The organism is Nocardioides sp. BE266, assembly GCF_031457855.1.
Classification (GTDB): Bacteria; Actinomycetota; Actinomycetes; order Propionibacteriales; family Nocardioidaceae; genus Nocardioides.
In genome coordinates, this window is record NZ_JAURTI010000005.1 from 251,133 (window position 1) to 267,625 (window position 16,493).

Annotated in this window: 17 protein-coding genes; 10 read left to right on the plus strand and 7 right to left on the minus strand. The window is 71.6% G+C overall.

Translation table 11 applies throughout. From position 1 onward, the window contains the following. Positions 1–37 precede the first annotated feature (37 nt). The 4 genes from J2X46_RS16620 to J2X46_RS16635 all read left to right on the plus strand — a co-directional run bounded on the left by J2X46_RS16620 (position 38) and on the right by J2X46_RS16635 (position 2,262). A complete protein-coding gene (locus J2X46_RS16620; protein ID WP_310252490.1) occupies positions 38–205 on the plus strand; it encodes a hypothetical protein in 168 nt (55 codons plus the stop codon). 9 nt (positions 206–214) lie between these two features. Continuing rightward, positions 215–760 (plus strand): PH domain-containing protein, encoded by a 546-nt coding sequence (locus J2X46_RS16625; protein ID WP_310252492.1) that lies wholly within the window; start codon positions 215–217, stop codon positions 758–760. Next, on the plus strand, positions 757–1,455 hold the full coding sequence (locus J2X46_RS16630) for a class I SAM-dependent methyltransferase (RefSeq protein WP_310252494.1): 699 nt from the start codon (positions 757–759) through the stop codon (positions 1,453–1,455). The genes J2X46_RS16625 and J2X46_RS16630 overlap by 4 nt, the downstream gene beginning before the upstream one ends. 114 nt (positions 1,456–1,569) lie before the next feature. Further along, positions 1,570–2,262, plus strand: a complete 693-nt coding sequence (locus J2X46_RS16635) for an alpha/beta hydrolase-fold protein (RefSeq protein ID WP_310252496.1) — start codon at positions 1,570–1,572, stop codon at positions 2,260–2,262. 128 nt (positions 2,263–2,390) lie between these two features. Here J2X46_RS16635 and paaK read toward each other — a convergent pair whose 3' ends face one another. Then, positions 2,391–3,698 carry a phenylacetate--CoA ligase PaaK gene (gene paaK / locus J2X46_RS16640; protein ID WP_310252498.1) on the minus strand — a complete coding sequence of 436 codons (1,308 nt, stop codon included), beginning with the start codon at positions 3,696–3,698 and terminating at the stop codon, positions 2,391–2,393. 67 nt (positions 3,699–3,765) lie between these two features. After that, positions 3,766–4,206, minus strand: a complete 441-nt coding sequence (locus tag J2X46_RS16645; RefSeq protein ID WP_310252499.1) for a YiiD C-terminal domain-containing protein — start codon at positions 4,204–4,206, stop codon at positions 3,766–3,768. A 67-nt stretch (positions 4,207–4,273) separates the two neighbouring features. Here J2X46_RS16645 and helR point away from each other — a divergent pair, with 67 nt between their 5' ends. After that, a complete protein-coding gene (helR, locus tag J2X46_RS16650) occupies positions 4,274–6,460 on the plus strand; it encodes an RNA polymerase recycling motor ATPase HelR (RefSeq protein ID WP_310252971.1) in 2,187 nt (728 codons plus the stop codon). Here helR and J2X46_RS16655 read toward each other — a convergent pair. Then, a complete protein-coding gene (locus tag J2X46_RS16655; protein ID WP_310252500.1) occupies positions 6,450–6,794 on the minus strand; it encodes an antibiotic biosynthesis monooxygenase in 345 nt (114 codons plus the stop codon). The two genes, helR and J2X46_RS16655, sit on opposite strands and share 11 nt — an antisense overlap. Positions 6,795–6,845: 51 nt before the next feature. Between J2X46_RS16655 and J2X46_RS16660 the strand changes: the two genes are divergently transcribed. Beyond that, on the plus strand, positions 6,846–7,619 hold the full coding sequence (locus tag J2X46_RS16660) for an MBL fold metallo-hydrolase (RefSeq protein ID WP_310252502.1): 774 nt from the start codon (positions 6,846–6,848) through the stop codon (positions 7,617–7,619). Positions 7,620–7,626: 7 nt separating this feature from the next. Here the strand turns inward: J2X46_RS16660 and J2X46_RS16665 are convergent, their stop codons facing one another. Continuing rightward, entirely contained in the window at positions 7,627–9,990 is a 2,364-nt protein-coding gene (locus J2X46_RS16665) for an excinuclease ABC subunit UvrA (protein WP_310252504.1), read from the minus strand. A gap of 160 nt (positions 9,991–10,150) precedes the next feature. Between J2X46_RS16665 and J2X46_RS16670 the strand changes: the two genes are divergently transcribed. The 3 genes from J2X46_RS16670 to J2X46_RS16680 all read left to right on the plus strand — a co-directional run bounded on the left by J2X46_RS16670 (position 10,151) and on the right by J2X46_RS16680 (position 12,179). Continuing rightward, a complete protein-coding gene (locus J2X46_RS16670) occupies positions 10,151–10,633 on the plus strand; it encodes a pyridoxamine 5'-phosphate oxidase family protein (protein WP_310252506.1) in 483 nt (160 codons plus the stop codon). Positions 10,634–10,644: 11 nt separating this feature from the next. Continuing rightward, positions 10,645–11,439 (plus strand): hypothetical protein, encoded by a 795-nt coding sequence (locus J2X46_RS16675; protein ID WP_310252508.1) that lies wholly within the window; start codon positions 10,645–10,647, stop codon positions 11,437–11,439. Between the two features lie 116 nt (positions 11,440–11,555). Further along, the gene (locus J2X46_RS16680; protein WP_310252511.1) at positions 11,556–12,179 is read left to right on the plus strand and encodes a CG0192-related protein; all 624 of its coding nucleotides are present in this window, start codon (positions 11,556–11,558) and stop codon (positions 12,177–12,179) included. Between the two features lie 4 nt (positions 12,180–12,183). On the opposite strand, the gene J2X46_RS16685 is transcribed toward J2X46_RS16680, so the two are convergent. Further along, positions 12,184–13,299, minus strand: coding sequence for a DNA glycosylase AlkZ-like family protein (locus J2X46_RS16685; RefSeq protein ID WP_310252513.1), 1,116 nt, complete (start codon positions 13,297–13,299; stop codon positions 12,184–12,186). A 232-nt stretch (positions 13,300–13,531) separates the two neighbouring features. Between J2X46_RS16685 and J2X46_RS16690 the strand changes: the two genes are divergently transcribed. Then, positions 13,532–13,678, plus strand: a complete 147-nt coding sequence (locus tag J2X46_RS16690) for a hypothetical protein (RefSeq protein WP_310252515.1) — start codon at positions 13,532–13,534, stop codon at positions 13,676–13,678. On the opposite strand, the gene J2X46_RS16695 is transcribed toward J2X46_RS16690, so the two are convergent. Together J2X46_RS16695 and J2X46_RS16700 are read right to left on the minus strand one after the other, a co-directional pair. Beyond that, positions 13,665–15,431, minus strand: coding sequence for an alkaline phosphatase D family protein (locus J2X46_RS16695; protein WP_310252517.1), 1,767 nt, complete (start codon positions 15,429–15,431; stop codon positions 13,665–13,667). The two genes, J2X46_RS16690 and J2X46_RS16695, sit on opposite strands and share 14 nt — an antisense overlap. Beyond that, on the minus strand, positions 15,428–16,444 hold the full coding sequence (locus J2X46_RS16700; RefSeq protein ID WP_310252519.1) for a zinc-dependent alcohol dehydrogenase family protein: 1,017 nt from the start codon (positions 16,442–16,444) through the stop codon (positions 15,428–15,430). Before J2X46_RS16700 ends, J2X46_RS16695 begins: the two co-directional genes overlap by 4 nt. Between the last annotated feature and the right edge of the window lie 49 nt (positions 16,445–16,493).

The window sequence follows — 16,493 nt, forward strand, 5'->3', positions numbered from 1 at the left end:
GGCCCATGTCGTCGACACACTCGGGAGTCACCCTTTCATGGACGCCAAGAAGCTTCTGCTTGCCCTCGGGGTGGTCTTCCTCGGGTTCTGGATGTTCAACGACCCCAAGGGGCTCGCTGACACCGCCGGCACCAGCGCCGATGCGGCCTGGGGGATGGCAACGCAGCTGTTCCAGGCTCTGATCCGTTTCTTCGGCGCGCTCTAGGACGCGCCGATGCTGTCCGGGCCTGACATCAGGAGGCACCTCCTGCGGGAGGAGGGGGAGGTGGTCGTGGACGAGGTCCGGCACCACGGGATCGTCTACGTCCTCCCAACGCTGGAGGCGGCTGTCGGGGTGGCGCTGGTGCTGTGGTGTGCCGTCGTGCGCGCCGACCTCGCCTGGCTGCCGTTCTCGGTCGGCATGGTCGTGCTCGTGCACGCCTGGTGGCGGGCGATGCGCGAGCACATGGACCGGTTCGTGGTCACCAACATGCGCGTCTTCCGGGTGCACGGGGTGCTCTCGCAGCAGCTGGCCACGATGCCGCTGTCGCGGATCCTCGACATCACGGTCCGCAAGCCGCTGCACGGGCGGCTGCTCGGCTTCGGGCACTTCTGCTTCGAGTCGGCCGCCCAGGAGCAGGGCCTGCGCGACATCCGGTACGTCGGTCGCGTGGACCAGCGCGACCTCGCGATCCAGCGCGTCGTACAGCGTTCGGGGCTGCGGGGACCGCGCAACCCGGACGGACGGCCGCGCGTGCCGGAGGAGGAGTGGATGACATGAAGGCCGACCACTACGACGGGTTCGCCGAGGCCTACGCCCGCGAGAACGAGACCGGGCTGTTCAACGCCCACTACGCACGTCCGGCGGTGCTCGACCTGCTCGGCGACGTCTCGGGGCGTCGCATCCTCGACGCCGGCTGCGGCTCCGGGCCGCTGGTGGCGGACTTCGTCGAGCGGGGCGCGGACGTCACCGGCTTCGACGCGAGCCCGGAGATGGTGGAGATCGCACGTCGACGCCTGGGCGACGACGCGACGCTGCTCGTGGCCGACCTCACCCAGCCGTTGCCGTTCGGCACGGGGGAGTTCGACGACGCCGTGGCGTCGCTGGTGCTCCACTACCTGGAGGACTGGTCGGGACCGCTGGCCGAGCTGCGCCGGGTGCTGCGGCCGGGAGGCCGCCTCGTGGTGGTCGTGAACCACCCGGTGATCCGTCCCGTGGTCTACCCGGACGAGGACTACTTCGCCACGACGGCCTACACCGAGGACTACACGTTCGACGGACACGTCGTGCCGCTGACGTTCTTCCACCGGCCGTTGCACGCGATGACCGACGCGTTCACCGACGCCGGTTTCCGGATCTCGGTCGTCAGCGAGCCGCCGTACGCGCCGGACACGCCGCGCGAGCTGCTGCCCGACGGCATCGGCGACCGGACGTCGTTCCTGTGCTTCCTGTTCTTCGTCCTGGAGGCGGTCTGAGGGGGAGCCCCTCTCGGCGCCGGGAATCCGGGCTATCTGACATAATGTCAGTTATCGGCGATATATCCACACTCAAGAACCCCTTCCTGAGCCCCTCTCGGTAGGTTCTCGCGCATGGGACGCACGACTTTGCTCGACCTCGACGATCGGCGGGTCTGGTTGCACGTGCCCGAGGCGGAGGCTCCCGACGGTTGGGCGTGCGTCGTGTTCCAGGACGGCGCCGGGTTCCTCGACCCGGACGACGACCTGCGCGCCGGGATCGTCCTTGGCGACCTCGTGGCCTCCGGGTCCATCAGGCCGACCGTCGGCGTCTTCGTGGACGCCGCCGAGGACCGCAACGGCGAGTACGACGCCTTCGACGCGACCTACGCCGATCTCCTGGCTGATCGGGTGCTCCCGCTGGTCGGTGAGCACGTCCACCTCGCTGAGGATCCTTCTCAGAGAACTCTCTGCGGCTTCAGCAGCGGCGGGAACGCCTCGCTGACCGCGGCGTGGCACCGGCCCGATTCCTTCGGTGCCGTCGTCGGCTTCTCGTCGAGCTTCCCGCAGGTGTGCGGCGGCAACCCGTTCCCACGGCTGCTGGCCACCGAGGCGCGCAGGCCGATCCGGGTGTTCCTGCACGTGGGTCGGCGCGACCTCGGCTGGGACGAGCCCGAGGACAACTGGGTCGCCGAGAACCTCCGGACCGCCGCCGCGCTCCACGAGGCCGGGTACGACGTCCGGCTCGAGCTCGGCGACGGTGGTCACGACAGCCACGACGCCGGCGTGCTCCTCCCGGACGCCCTCCGCTGGGCACTGCGCGACTGACACTGTCAACCCGCGCGAAGTGACATAACGTCGGCGGACGCTTCCCCCGGCGCCGTACGTCGACACGTGTCCGACTTCTCGCCCCCGGATCGCGGCTTCGAGGGCGGCTTCGTGGACACGTGTGGGCGTCAGGACGTCGGGCGCTGGTCCACGATCCGCCGCATCTTGCCGACGGAGCGCTCGATGCCGAACGGCTCGACGACCTCGACGCCGACGGTGACACCGATGACGCGCTTGACCAGGTCGGCGACGTGCCGGCCGGCGGCCTCCCCCGCGTCGACGCCGATGTCCTCGCGGCGCTCGATCCGCACGGTCAGGGTGTCCAGGTTGCCCGAGCGGCCGCGGACGCACTGGAAGTGCGGCGTCAGCTCCGGCACGCCGAGCACGAGCTCCTCGATCTGCGTCGGGAAGAGGTTCACCCCGCGCAGGATGATCATGTCGTCGGTGCGGCCGGTGATCTTCTCGATCCGTCGCATCGGCCGCATCGTGCCGGGCAGCAGCCGGGTCAGGTCGCGGGTGCGGTAGCGCAGGACTGGCATCGCCTCCTTCGTCAGCGAGGTGAGCACCAGCTCGCCCTCCTCGCCGTCGGGCAGCACGTCACCGGTCACCGGGTCGATGATCTCCGGGTAGAAGTGGTCCTCCCACACGTGCAGGCCGTCCTTGGTCTCCACGCACTCCTGGGCCACGCCGGGGCCGATGATCTCGGACAGGCCGTAGATGTCGACGGCGTGCATGTCGAGGCGCTCCTCGACCGCCGTGCGCATCTCGTTGGTCCACGGCTCGGCGCCGAAGATGCCGACGCGCAGCGAGCTCACCCGCGGGTCGAGGCCCTGGCGCTCCATCTCGTCGACGATGTTGAGCATGTAGGACGGAGTCACCATGATCACGTCGGGCTCGAAGTCGGCGATCAGCTGCACCTGCCGCTCGGTCATCCCGCCTGACACGGGTACGACGGTGCAGCCGAGCTTCTCGGCACCCGCGTGCGCGCCGAGTCCGCCGGTGAAGAGGCCGTAGCCGTAGGCGTTGTGGAGGATGTCCCCCGGCCGGCCGCCGGCCGCCCGGATGCTCCGCGCGACGACGGTCGCCCAGACGTCGAGGTCAGCCCGCGTGTAGCCCACGACGGTCGGCTTGCCCGTCGTACCACTCGAGGCGTGCAGCCGTACGACGTCGGAGCGCGGCACGGCGAACATCCCGAACGGGTAGTTCTGCCGCAGCGTCTCCTTGGTGGTGAACGGCAGCTTCGCCAGGTCGGCGAGCTCCCCGATGTCGTCCGGGTGCACCCCCGCCTCGTCGAGTGCCGACCGGTAGTGGTCGACGTGCTCGTACGCGTGGCGGACCGACCACTGCAGCCGCTCGAGCTGGACGGCGCGGAGCTCGTCGACGGAGGCCTGCTCGATCGGTTCGAGCCCGTGGTCGGGCGGGACGGGTGCGGGCACGGCGACCTCCTGCTGACTTCCTGACCTTCCGGTCAGTATTGCACCGGGGTGCTCCCCCGGGTGCTGCTCATCCCAGCCGACGGACCTGGTAGGTCCCGACGGTCGAGGCCACCACCTCGCCCTGGGCGTCGGTGAGCGTCGCCTCCAGCACGAACTCCCCCTTGCCGCTCGCCAGCGCGTCGGCCCGCACCCGGGCGATCTCCGGCTCCGACAACGACGCCGAGGCGCGTACGACGCCCAGCGCGGGCCGCCGGAACCTGATCGTGGACTCCTTGACGAGCGGCACGCACCCGGCGAGCTCGCCCTCGAAGTCGAAGGTGGTCAGGGCCAGCAAGCCGCCGAGCATCTCGGCGACGCTGAACAGCGACCCGGCGTAGGTCACCCCGAAGTGGTTGACGTTGGGCTCGGGCGGGAGCTCGGCCGCGGCGAAGCCCGGACGGACCTCCACGACGCGGATCCCCATGGCCTCGAGGATCGGCACGGATCCGACGGCCTGGACTGCCTCCACTCTCAACGTATAGGCCATCAGGGGGCTTGCCGCAAGGCCCCGGTGGTGGCCCACACTGCACGGCGTGATGCACCCCGGACCACAGCTCGACACCGCACCGTTCGCCCTTCCCGACTCCCTCGCAGCCAAGACCGACCCCACCCTCATCGACCAGGACCGCGCCCACTTCCGCGCGATCGCCACCAGCCTCGAGCACACCGTCGCCGAGCTCGAGGCGAGCCTGGCCGAGACGAAGCAGACCACCGCGCGCTACGGCACCGCCGCCCTCGAGCGCGACCAGGACGTGCACCGCCTGACCGCCCGGCTGCGGGCGCTGCGCCGCTACGACCTCGACCTGTGCCTGGGGCGCAACGTCCACGAGGACACCCACGGTGAGGAGGACGAACCGACCTACATCGGGCGCTTCGGCCTCGCCGACCCCGACGGCCGGCGGCTGCTCGTCGACTGGCGCTCCCCCGCCGCCGAGCCGTTCTTCGCCGCCACCCACGCCCACCCGCAGGGCCTCGTCAGCCGGCGCCGCTACCGGTGGACCAACGGTCGCATCGTCGACTACTGGGACGAGGCGTTCACCGAGGAAGGCCTGACGCACACCGCCGCGCTCGACGACCAGTCCGCCTTCATCGCGACCCTCGGCGGCAGCCGCACCGCGCGGATGCGCGACGTCCTCGGCACCATCCAGGCCGACCAGGACGCCATCGTCCGCGCCGGCAGCAAGGGCGCGCTCGTCGTGGACGGAGGCCCGGGCACCGGCAAGACGGTCGTCGCGCTGCACCGCACGGCGTACCTCCTCTACGCCGACCCGCGGCTCGGGCACCGACGCGGTGGCGTCCTGTTCGTCGGACCGCACCAGCCCTACCTCGCCTACGTCAGCGACGTGCTGCCCAGCCTCGGCGAGGAGGGCGTGCAGACCTGCACGGTGCGCGACCTCGTGCCGGAGGCGCCGCTGGCCGGTCCGGAGGCCGACGACCGCGTGGCCGCCCTGAAGGCGGACGCGCGGATGGTCGCGGCCATCGAGCCCGCCGTCGCGCTCTACGAGGAGCCGCCGACCGAGCCGCTGGTCGTCGAGACACCGTGGGCCGACGTGCGCCTGACCGTGGCCGAATGGGCCGAGGCGTTCGGCTCCGCCGACCCCGGCACGCCCCACAACCTCGCCCGGGACGACGTCTGGGACGAGGTCGTCACGATCCTGGTCGACAAGCTCGACAGCGACGAGGTCTCCCCCGACGACTTCAGGTCCGTGCTCGAGCGCCACGGCGCCCTCCGCGACACCTTCGACCGGGCCTGGCCGCTCATCGAGCACACCGACCTCGTCGGCGACCTGTGGACCGTCCCGGCCTACCTCCGCCACTGCGCCCCGTGGCTCGAGCCCGACGACGTGCAGGCGCTGCGGCGCCGCGACCCCGAGGCCTGGACGTACGCCGACCTGCCGCTGCTCGACGCCGCCCGGCTGCGGCTCGGCGACCCCGAGGCCTCGCGGCGGAGGCGTCGTACGGCGGCCGCGGAAGCGCGCGAGCGGGCCCGGATGGGCGAGATCATCGACGACCTGCGCACCACGGCGCGCGAGACCGGGGCCGACGAGTTCGGCGACGGGCTCGTGTCGATGCTCGTGCACGGCGACCTCCAGACCGCGCTGGTCGACGAGGGCGCGCTGCCCACTGCGGATGCGGACGTGCTGGCCGGACCGTTCGCGCACGTCGTCGTCGACGAGGCCCAGGAGCTCACCGACGCGGAGTGGCACATGCTGCTGAGCCGCAACCCCTCGCGCAGCTTCACCATCGTCGGCGACCGCGCCCAGGCGCGGCACGGCTTCGCCGAGTCGTGGACCGAGCGACTGGCCCGCATCGGGCTGCCGGACGCCACCGTCGCACCGCTGACGATCAACTACCGCACGCCCGCCGAGGTGATGGCGGAGGCGGAGCCGGTGATCCGCGCCGCGCTGCCCGAGGCCAATGTGCCGACCTCGATCCGGGAGAGCGGGATCCCGGTGCTCCACTCGCCCGCGTCGGATCGCGACGCGATCCTCGAGGCGTGGCTGGCCGAGCACGCGGAGGGTACGGCGGTGGTGATCGGCGACCCGTCGTTCGGCGGGACAGAGCGGGTCCGCTCGCTCACGCCGGAGCTCGCCAAGGGCCTGGAGTTCGACCTCGTCGTGCTGGTCGATCCCGACCGGTTCGGCGAGGGCGTGACCGGCGCGGTGGACCGCTACGTCGCGATGACGCGGGCCACGCAGCGGCTGGTCGTCCTCAGGAGCTGATGTCGTCCCGCACGAACGCGCTGGCGTACGACGTCGTGCCGACCGCGATGGAGTACTCCGAGTAGTAGTCGGAGATGCCGTGGCGCTGGGCCTCGCGATGGCGCGGGTGGTCGCGCCAGGCGCGGTGGGAGTCGGGGTCGGCGAAGGTCACGACCGTGGCCCGCTCGCCGTCCTCGGCGACGAAGGTCTTGGTCTCGACGAAGCCTGGCATCGACCGGGCGAGGGCGGCGACGACCTCCAGCTCGGCGGCGTACGCGTCCAGCGCGGGCTCGCGGAGCCGGTTGCGGAACACGGTGACCACCTGACCCTCGTGGGGGTGCGAGCGCTCGGCCATGGTCGAAGTGTGGCACCCCCATGAGAGCCCTGGCTGTGGGAGCATCGACCCGTGGCGACCTCGTCCCCGGACGCCTGCCGTGTCACCTGGGTCGGGCACGCGGCGACCCGCCTCGACCTCGGCCAGGTTCGCGTGCTCGCGGACCCCCTCCTGACCACCCGCGTAGCCCACCTGCATCGCCGGCACCCGGTGCCGGGACGGACCCTGCACCACGTCGACCTGGTCGTGATCTCCCACGCGCATGCCGACCACCTGCATCGTGGATCGCTCCGCCGGCTGGCCGAGTCCTCGCCCGGGATCCCCGTCGTGGTGCCCACCAACGCGCGCAGGTTCGTGGAAGGGCTGGGGCTCGGCCAGGTCCACGAGGTCTCCCCCGGTGACCGGCTGACCGTTGCCGGGGTGGAGCTGACCGTCACGCGCGCGGTGCACCCGGGCGGACGCACCAAGCTCGTCGACCCCGCGATGCCCGCCGTCGGGTACGTCGTCGAGGGCGCGGGACGACGCTGCTACTTCGCCGGCGACACCGACCTCTTCGACGAGATGGCCGCGCTCGGCCCCCTCGACCTGGCCTGCGTGCCGATCTCCGGGTGGTGGCGCAGCGTGTCGAAGGGACACCTCGATCCCGAGACGGCGGCCGACGCGGTCCGCCTGATCGACCCCGCGGCGGTCCTGCCGATCCACTGGGGCACCTATGCACCGGGTGTGTCGCGCCGCTGGCCCGCCTGGTTGTCGGAGCCCGGTCGCCGCTTCGCCGCGGCTCTCGCGAGGCAGCGTCTGTCGGACCGCCTCGTGCCGCTCGAGCCGGGCGGCGCCTCCGACTGGTGACTCGCGGTCAGGCGCTCACGTAGTCCGCGAGGTGCTTGCCGGTCAGGGTGGGCTTCTTCGCCGAGATCAGGTCGGCCGGCGGACCCTCGAAGACCACGAGGCCGCCGTCGTGGCCGGCCCCGGGGCCGAGGTCGATGATCCAGTCGGCGTGGGCCATCACGGCCTGGTGGTGCTCGATCACGATCACCGACTTGCCGGCGTCGACGAGCCGGTCGAGCAGGCCGAGGAGGTTCTCCACGTCGGCGAGGTGGAGGCCGGTCGTCGGCTCGTCGAGGATGTAGACGTCGCCCTTCTCGCCCATCTGGGTGGCCAGCTTGAGCCGCTGGCGCTCGCCGCCGGAGAGCGTGGTCAGCGGCTGGCCCAGCGAGAGGTAGCCGAGGCCGACGTCGGCGAGCCGGTCCAGGATCTTCACCGCGGCGGGGATCTTCGCCTCGCCGTCGCCGAAGAGCTCGCGCGCGTCGACGACCGACATCTCGTGCACCTCGGCGATGTCCTTGCCGCCAAGGGTGTACTGCAGCACCTCCGCCTTGAAGCGGCGGCCCTCGCACTCCTCGCACGGTGACTCGACGGTCGCCATGGGGCCGAGCTCGGTGAAGATCACGCCCGCGCCGTTGCAGGTCTCGCAGGCGCCCTCGGAGTTGGAGCTGAAGAGCGCCGGCTTCACGTCGTTCGCCTTGGCGAAGGCCTTGCGGATCGGCTCCAGCAGCCCGGTGTAGGTCGCCGGGTTGCTGCGCCGCGAGCCCTTGATCGCGCCCTGGTCGATCACGATCACCTCGTCGTGCCCGGCCAGGGACCCGTGGATCAGCGAGCTCTTGCCCGACCCGGCGACGCCGGTGACGACGGTGAGCACGCCGAGCGGCACGTCGACGTCGACGTCGCGCAGGTTGTGCGTCGACGCCCCCCGGACCTCGATCTTCCCGCTCGCCGTGCGGACCGACTCCTTGAGCCGCGCGCGGTCGTCGAGGTGCTTGCCGGTGATCGTGCCGCTGCCGCGCAGGCCCTCGATGTCGCCCTCGAAGCAGATCGTGCCGCCGCCCGCGCCGGCCGCGGGGCCGATGTCGACGATGTGGTCGGCGATCTCGATCGTCTCGGGCTTGTGCTCGACGACGAGCACGGTGTTGCCCTTGTCGCGCAGCTGGAGCAGCAGGTTGTTCATCCGCTCGATGTCGTGCGGGTGCAGACCGATCGTGGGCTCGTCGAAGACGTAGGTGACGTCGGTCAGCGACGACCCGAGGTGCCGGATCATCTTGGTGCGCTGGGCCTCGCCGCCCGACAGCGTGCCGGCCGGACGGTCGAGCGAGAGGTAGCCCAGGCCGATCTCGGAGAACGAGTCGAGCAGGTGCTGGAGCCCCTTGAGGAGAGGAGCGACCGACGGCTCCTCGAGGTCGCGGATCCACCCGGCCAGGTCGCTGATCTGCATCTCGCACAGGTCGGCGATGGACTTGCCGTTGATCTTCGACTTCCGCGCCTCGGGGGTGAGCCGGGTGCCCTCGCAGTCGGGGCAGGTCTGGAAGGTCACCGCGCGGTCCACGAAGCGCCGGATGTGCGGCTGCATCGCCTCGGGGTCCTTCGACAGGATCGACTTCTGGATCTGCGGGATCATCCCCGTGAAGGTCAGGTTGACGCCCTCGACCTTGAGCTTCGTCGGCTCGGACCACAGCATCGTCTCGAGCTGCTTCTTGGTGAAGGACTTGATCGGCTTGTCCATCGGCAGGCCCATGCCCTCGAACAGCCGGCCGTACCACCCGTCCATCGAGTAGCCGGGCACCGTCAGCGCACCGTCGTTCAGCGCCTTGTTCTCGTCGTAGAGCGCCGTCAGGTCGATGTCGTTGACCTTGCCCATGCCCTCGCAGCGGGGGCACATGCCGCCGAGGTAGACCTCCTGCTTGGCGATCCGGCGCTCGGTGCGTCCGCCCTTCTCGGTGGTCATCATGCCGCTGGCCTTGCGGGTCGGCACGTTGAAGGAGTACGCCGTCGGCGGACCGACGTAGGGGTCGCCGAGCCGGCTGAAGAGGATCCGCAGCATCGCGTTGGCGTCGGTCGCGGTGCCGACCGTCGAGCGAGGGTTCGCGCCCATCCGCTCCTGGTCGACGATGATCGCGGTGGTCAGGCCCTCGAGGTGGTCCACGTTCGGCCGGGCCAGCGTCGGCATGAAGCCCTGCACGAAGGCGCTGTAGGTCTCGTTGATCATCCGCTGGGACTCGGCCGCGATGGTGGCGAAGACCAGCGAGCTCTTGCCCGAGCCGGAGACCCCCGTGAAGACCGTGAGCCGGCGCTTGGGCAGGTCGACCGAGACGTCCTTGAGGTTGTTCTCGCGGGCCCCCTCGACGCGGATCAGGTCGTGCTCGTCGGCTGGATGTGCGGTCGTCATGCGTGCTCGTCTCCCCTGTGGTGTCGATCGCTCCCTCGGCTGCGGGGCAATCCTGCCAGCCCGACGAACGGGCGGCCCCGAGTGTGACCGGAGGTCTCGGACGCGCGACCGCCCGTGGGGATGAGGCGCCGGTCGCGAGGCGCCTGAGATGGTCGGAGGCATGACCACTGACGACGACCAGCTCGGGACCGTTGCGCAGATCATGAAGGACACCCGCATCGCGGTCCTCACCTACCTCTCGCTCGAGGGCACCCTCGTGTCCACCCCCATGGGCACCCAGGACTTCGTGGACCCCGGCACCGTCTGGTTCCTCACCGAGCGCAACACCGACAAGGTGCACGCCATCCAGGCCGACCCGCGCGTCAACGTGAGCTACTCCAGCGGCTCCGGCTGGGTCTCGCTGACCGGCACCGCGACGGTCAGCGAGGACCGGGCGAAGCTCGAGGAGCTCTGGGACGCCTCGGCCGGCGTCTTCATGTCCGGCGGGCCGGAGGACCGGTCCAACGTGCTGCTGCGCATCGACGGGCGCACCGCGGAGTACTGGGAGTCCCCGGGCAAGGTGGCCGCGGCGATCCAGGTCGCCAAGGGACTGATCGGCGACGGTCAGCCCGATCTCGGGGACAACGACACCGTCGACCTGTAAACCTTCTCCCCATGCTGGTCGACGCGCACGGCCCCTCCCTCCCCGATGACGTCTGGCGTCGCTTCACCGGACCCCAGACCTGGCAGACGTGGGCGCACCTGATCCAGGGCGTGGACTGCTCGGACGACGTGCTCGCGGTGGGCAGCACCGGCACCATCCACGGGCCCGGTGGCGTCCCGGTGGGCTTCACGGTCACGGCGCTCGACGCCGAGCTGCGTTCCTGGTCGTGGACCGTGGGGCCGCGGTTCGCCGAGTCGGCGATGGACCACTTCGTCCTGCCCGCGCCCGGCGGCGGAACCCGCGCCGTGCTGCGCGTGCCCGGCCGGTCCTCCGCGGTGCTCCAACCCTACCGGCTGCCGGCAACCCGCGCCCTGCGACGCCTCGTCGCCGAGCCGGGCGGGGACGGGTCGGTCGAGGACGTGCGCGTGTTCGACTTCGCGTTCGCGGCGTCGTACGCCGCTGCGGGGCGCGCGTTCGGCATCACCCCGGCCACGGCCACCGTCGAGGTCGGCCCGCAGTGGCTCTACGTCGCCTACGGGCCCTGGCGGCTCGTCACGCCCGTGGACAACGTGGCCTCCGCGGAGGTCGCCGGCGGCTTCGCCTGGATCAAGACCGCAGGCCCGCCCCACCTGTCGCTGGAGGACCGCGGGATCTCGTTCACCACCAACGGCGACCGCGCCCTCTGCCTGACCTTCCACGAGCCGGTCCCCTCCATCGACCCGACGGCGACCATCACGCACCCCGGCGCCACGATCTCGGTCGCCGACCCCGAGGGGCTCGCGGAGGCGCTCGGCCTCGACGTCTGACAAGTCGCGGGTCTCGATACGCCCGTCACGGCTTCGCAGGCTCAGCCGTGGAGCTACTCGACCTCCCGCCCTGTCTAGCCGCGCGCTCCTTCGTCGCCCGCGACTAGGGTCGTGACATGGGAATCGTGCACAGGGCCACGTTGACGCCGTCCAAGCAGGAGCTCGTCGAGGCCTGGCTGCCGTCGCGCGGCTGGGCCGCGGGCCGGACGATCGCCGAGAAGGTCGCGGAGTACCGCCTCGACGACCCGGCCGGCGAGGTCGGCGTGGAGACCATCCTGTGGCGCACCGACGACGGAGCGGTGATCCAGACGCCGCTCACCTACCGCGCCGAGCCGCTCGCCGGCGCCGAGGCGCACCTCGTCGGGACGACCGACCACTCGGTGCTCGGTGAGCGCTGGGTGTACGACGGGTGCGGCGACCCGGTGTGGGCCACCACGCTCGTGGCCGCGATCCGCACCGGCGGGTCACAGTCGCAGATGTTCCTCGAGCAGGACGGCCAGCGAGTCGACATCCCCGCCCGGATGGAGGTCCGCGGCAGCGGCAGCGCGGCGGCCTCCGAGTCGGTCGACCGCGTCGAAGCGGTGGGCGACGACGGCGACGTCACGACCGTGTCCGCCGGCGGCACGGTGATCGCGCTGGCCCGCGTCGTCGGTGCGCCGCTGGGCGAGGGCGAGCAGCTGACCGGGACGGTCGTCGAGTCCGGCGAGAGCAGCGTCCTGGCCGTCCTGCGCACGCCCTGAGGCGTCACGCCCGGGCGACCTCGACGCCGAGCCACTCGCCCAGAGCGTCCAGCTCCGTGTCGACGCGGGCCCGCCGTCGTGCCGACCAGTCGCCGTCCTCGTGGACGGCGTCGACGATGAGGACCCCGCCCTCGCGGTCGGCGGTGGCGTCGACCTTGCCGACCAGCTCGTCGCCGTCGAGGACGGGCATCGCCCAGTAGCCCCACTGCCGCTGGTCGGCCGGCTTGTACATCTCGAGCTGGTAGTCGAACGCGAAGAGGTCCTCCATCCGCTTGCGGTCGAAGACCAGCCGGTCGATCGGCGAGAGGATCGCGGCCCGACCCTCGAAGTCGTCGTCCAGCAGCGCCGGGTCGACCCGCCAGAGCCCGCGGACGCCCTCGACGCGCGCGCTCTCGCCCGCGTCCCGTACGTCGTAGGGCTCGTGCCACGCCTCCAGCGCCCGCGGCCGCGCCAGCCCGAGCGCCCGCAGCCGCCGTGCGGCCAGGGTGCGGTGGGCCTCCTCCCCCGGCACCGCCGGGTCGCCGGGGTGGATCCGCTCGGCCAGGTCCCACCGACGCTCGCGGCCCTCACGGGACGCGACGGCGACCTCGCCGCGCGACTCCATGCACTCGAGGAGCTTCATCACGTTCTTGTTGTTGGTCCACCCCGACGAGCGCCACGGCACCTCGCAGGAGTCGGGCAGGTCACGGGCCGCGGTCGGTCCCTCGCTGCGCAGCAGCGCGAGGATCTCGCGGCGGCAGCCGTCGTTGGCCGCGACCCAGTCGGCGAGGTCCTCCTGCCACTCCTTGAGCGGCGGCACCCCGGGCCAGGCGTCCATGTCGGCCTGGAACAGCGCGACGTCCTCGGCCGGGTGCAGGTGTGCCTTGTGCTCCACGACCGCACCGTCGCCGACCAGGTCCTCGAGGTCCCCGGGGTCGTAGGACGACCCGATGCGGGTCCACAGCGCGAGGTCGGCGTGCTCGGCGACGACCCGCGTGAGGTCGACCTGGAGGAAGCCGAGGTGGCGGAGCACCTCGAGCACGTCGTCGGGTCGGTCGGCGGTGAGCAGCTGGGCCCGGACGGCGATCCGGCGCGCCTGCGCGCGGCTCAGCTCGTGGGGCTTCACCCGTGCGGCCGACACGTCACACCCACCCCGGACCCATGCCCCGGAGCGTAGGGCACCGCACCCACACCGAACGGTCAGCGGACCGCGGTGTCGACTGATCACGCCCGTCTAGTCACAAAGGGCCATTCGTGCCCCAATATCGGTCACTTCCGGGGTGTTCGCCCGTGAGCGGCGTCATGCGGTGCGACTCTCGACGTCATACCAGCAAGACATCTCGGAACTGCCAGAAATGCCGTGGGGGGCAACCATGTGGGACACCGTCGAGACCAGCTCGGTCCATCTCTCGCACGACCTGCCGTGCAACGGGTGCGGGCACGCCATGCACACCTACCTGCCGTGCTCCGACACGTGCGACTGCGCCCACGGGCGCGACCGGGTGCTCAGCGTCCTCTGATCCGCTTGCGGACCTTCGTCGCCACGCGCTCCCGCGGCGGCGGGTTCCCCTGCTCGTCCAGCTCGTAGGTCGCCACCTTCGCCAGCCGCGGTCGTGCGTGGTCGTCGACCACCTCGCCCGTCACCCACCACATCCGCAGGCTCCGTCCCCTCACCTGCAGGCAGGCCAGGTTGTTGTCGAACCACGGCCCCTCGGCGTAGTGCCACGTCAGTGGCGAGTCGGGGACCTTCGTCGAGCGTGACGCCAGCCGTCCCACCGGCCCCGCGACGCCGTACGACAGCACGGCGGTCGCGAAGCGCATGTTGCGCGAGAGCGGGTTGCGGATCGGGGAGCAGACCGCCTGGAGGATCGTCGACTGCAACGGTCGGCGGTGCCGCGCCGGGCGGGCCTCGCTGACGTAGCTGTGGTGCACGTCGCCGGACAGGAAGGTCACCGTCGAGGGGGCCCGGCCCCGCTCCCCTGCGGCCACCTCCATCGTCTGTCGTGAGACGTCCTGGAAGCTCCGCTGGAACGCGCCCCAGTGCTCGAGGTCGACGGTCTGGCGCAGCCGTTCGCCCGCCCGCGAGCCGCGCTCGCCCCACGCGCCGTCCGCGAGCGCCTCGCTGAAGGCCTCGAGGTGGTGCAGGCCGCGTGCCAGCAGGAACGGCAGCGAGGTGCCGACCAGCAGGTGGTCGACGTCGCCGCGCAGCTGCTCGTCGAGCCAGGCCGCCTCGTCGGGGTCGAGCATCGCCCGGGACTCGGGATGGAGGTCGCGCGCGGCCCTGGAGTCGACGACGACCAGGCGGGCCTGGGTGTCGAAGTCGCGGACGTGGCTCCAGCGGTAGGTCTCCGGCTTCTGGTCGACCCGGTCGGCGAAGGCGTCGACCACCTCGCCGAGGTCGTACTCGTCGTCACCGGCGTGGGCGACCACGTGCTGCCAGATCTCGTCGTCCGCGCGCGCGGCCGGCGAGAGGTTGCCGAGGTGCTGGTAGACCCAGTACGACGCCAGCCCGGCGACGATGCGCCCGTGCCACCACGACGTGGCCTCCATCTCGCGGCGCCACTCCAGCGAGGTGTTCCAGTCGTCGCGGATGTCGTGGTCGTCGAAGATCATCGAGCTCGGGACCGTCGAGAGCAGCCACCGGTTGGCGGGGTCGGACCACGCCAGGCTGTAGAGGTGGGCGTACTCCTCGTAGTCCTGCAGCTCGGTCCACGGCGGCTGCTCGATGTCGCGGCGCGACTCGATGAAGGCCCGCATCTCGTCGGTTGTCTCGTCGGCGTAGACCTGGTCGCCGAGGAAGAGCAGCAGGTCGGGGAGCTGCGGCGCCAGGTCGGGGTCGTCCGGGTCGGCGGGCGCGACCTGGTCGGCCATCCGCAGCGCCCAGGCCCGCAGGGCATCGACGCCGTGGGTGGAGTTGCCGGCCTCGTCGTGCGACACCGACGTACGGCACGAGCCGAAGGCCATCCGCAGCGGCCGGCCGGGCTCGAGGGTGGCGATGACCGGGGCCGGGAAGGGCGACCCGGGCTCGGGCCACACCTGCTCGCCGTCGACGTCGACCGTGTAGGTCTCGCTGCTGCCCGGGGCGAGGTCGGTGAGCTCGACCAGCGCGTAGTGGTGGCCGTGCACGGCGAACGTCCGCGCAGTCGCCGTGCCATCCCCGCGCGTGACGGACACCGACGCGGGGACGCGGGTCTCGACCCAGACCGCGGCCGAGGTGTCGTCGACATAGCGGAGCAGCGGGCCCAGCACCAGCGGGCCGTCGGTGCCGGTCACGGCTGGAGGAGGACCTTGATCGCGCGGCGCTCGTCCATGGCCCGGTAGCCCTCGGGCGACTCCGACATCGGGAGCGTCAGGTCGAAGACCTTGCCCGGGTCGATCGCGCCGGAGAGCACACGCTCGAGGAGGTCGGGGAGGTACTTGCGCACGGGAGCGACGCCGCCGGCGAGGCCGATGTTCTTCTGGAACATCCGGCGCACCGGCAGCTCGACGCCGTGCGGCACGCCCACGAAGCCGACGGTGGAGCCCGGACGGGCGATGGCGAAGGCGGTCTTCATCGACTCGTCGGTGCCCACGCACTCCAGCACGGAGTCGGCGCCGACGCCGTTGGTCAGCTCGGCGATCCGGGCGCTGCCCTCCTTGCCGCGCTCGGCGACGATGTCGGTCGCGCCGAAGGCCCGGGCGATCTCCTGGCGGGGCTCGTGGCGCGACATCGCCACCACGCGCTCGGCGCCGAGCTGGGCCGCGGCGAGCACACCGCAGAGACCCACCGCTCCGTCGCCGATGACGACCGCGGTGCCACCAGGCCTCACCCCGGCCGACACGGCCGCGTGCCAACCGGTGGGCAGCACGTCGGAGAGGGTCAGCAGCGACGGGAGGAGCGCCTCGTCGGGCATCCCGTCGGTCTTCACCAGGCTGCCGTCGGCCTGGGTCACACGGGTGTACTCCCCCTGCCCGCTCTGGGTGAAGCCGCTGTGCTCGCACGCGGACTGCACACCGGCCCGGCAGTGGGCGCAGGTGTTGTCGCTGTGGCAGAACGGCACGATCACGAAGTCGCCGGCCGAGAAGTCCGTGACGTCGGCTCCGACCTCCTCGACGACGCCCACGCACTCGTGCCCGATCGTGGAGCCGGCAGTGATGTCGTTGGCGCCGCGGTAGGGCCACAGGTCGGAGCCGCAGATGCAGCCGGCGACCACCTTGACGATGGCGTCGGTGGGCTCCTCGATCGTGGGGTCGGGCACCTCCTCGAAGCGGACGTCTCCGGGGGCGTGGATCGTGGTTGCTCGCATGTTCGCGATCCTGCCACGCTCCCCGGGGACTGCGAACCCACCCCTGCGG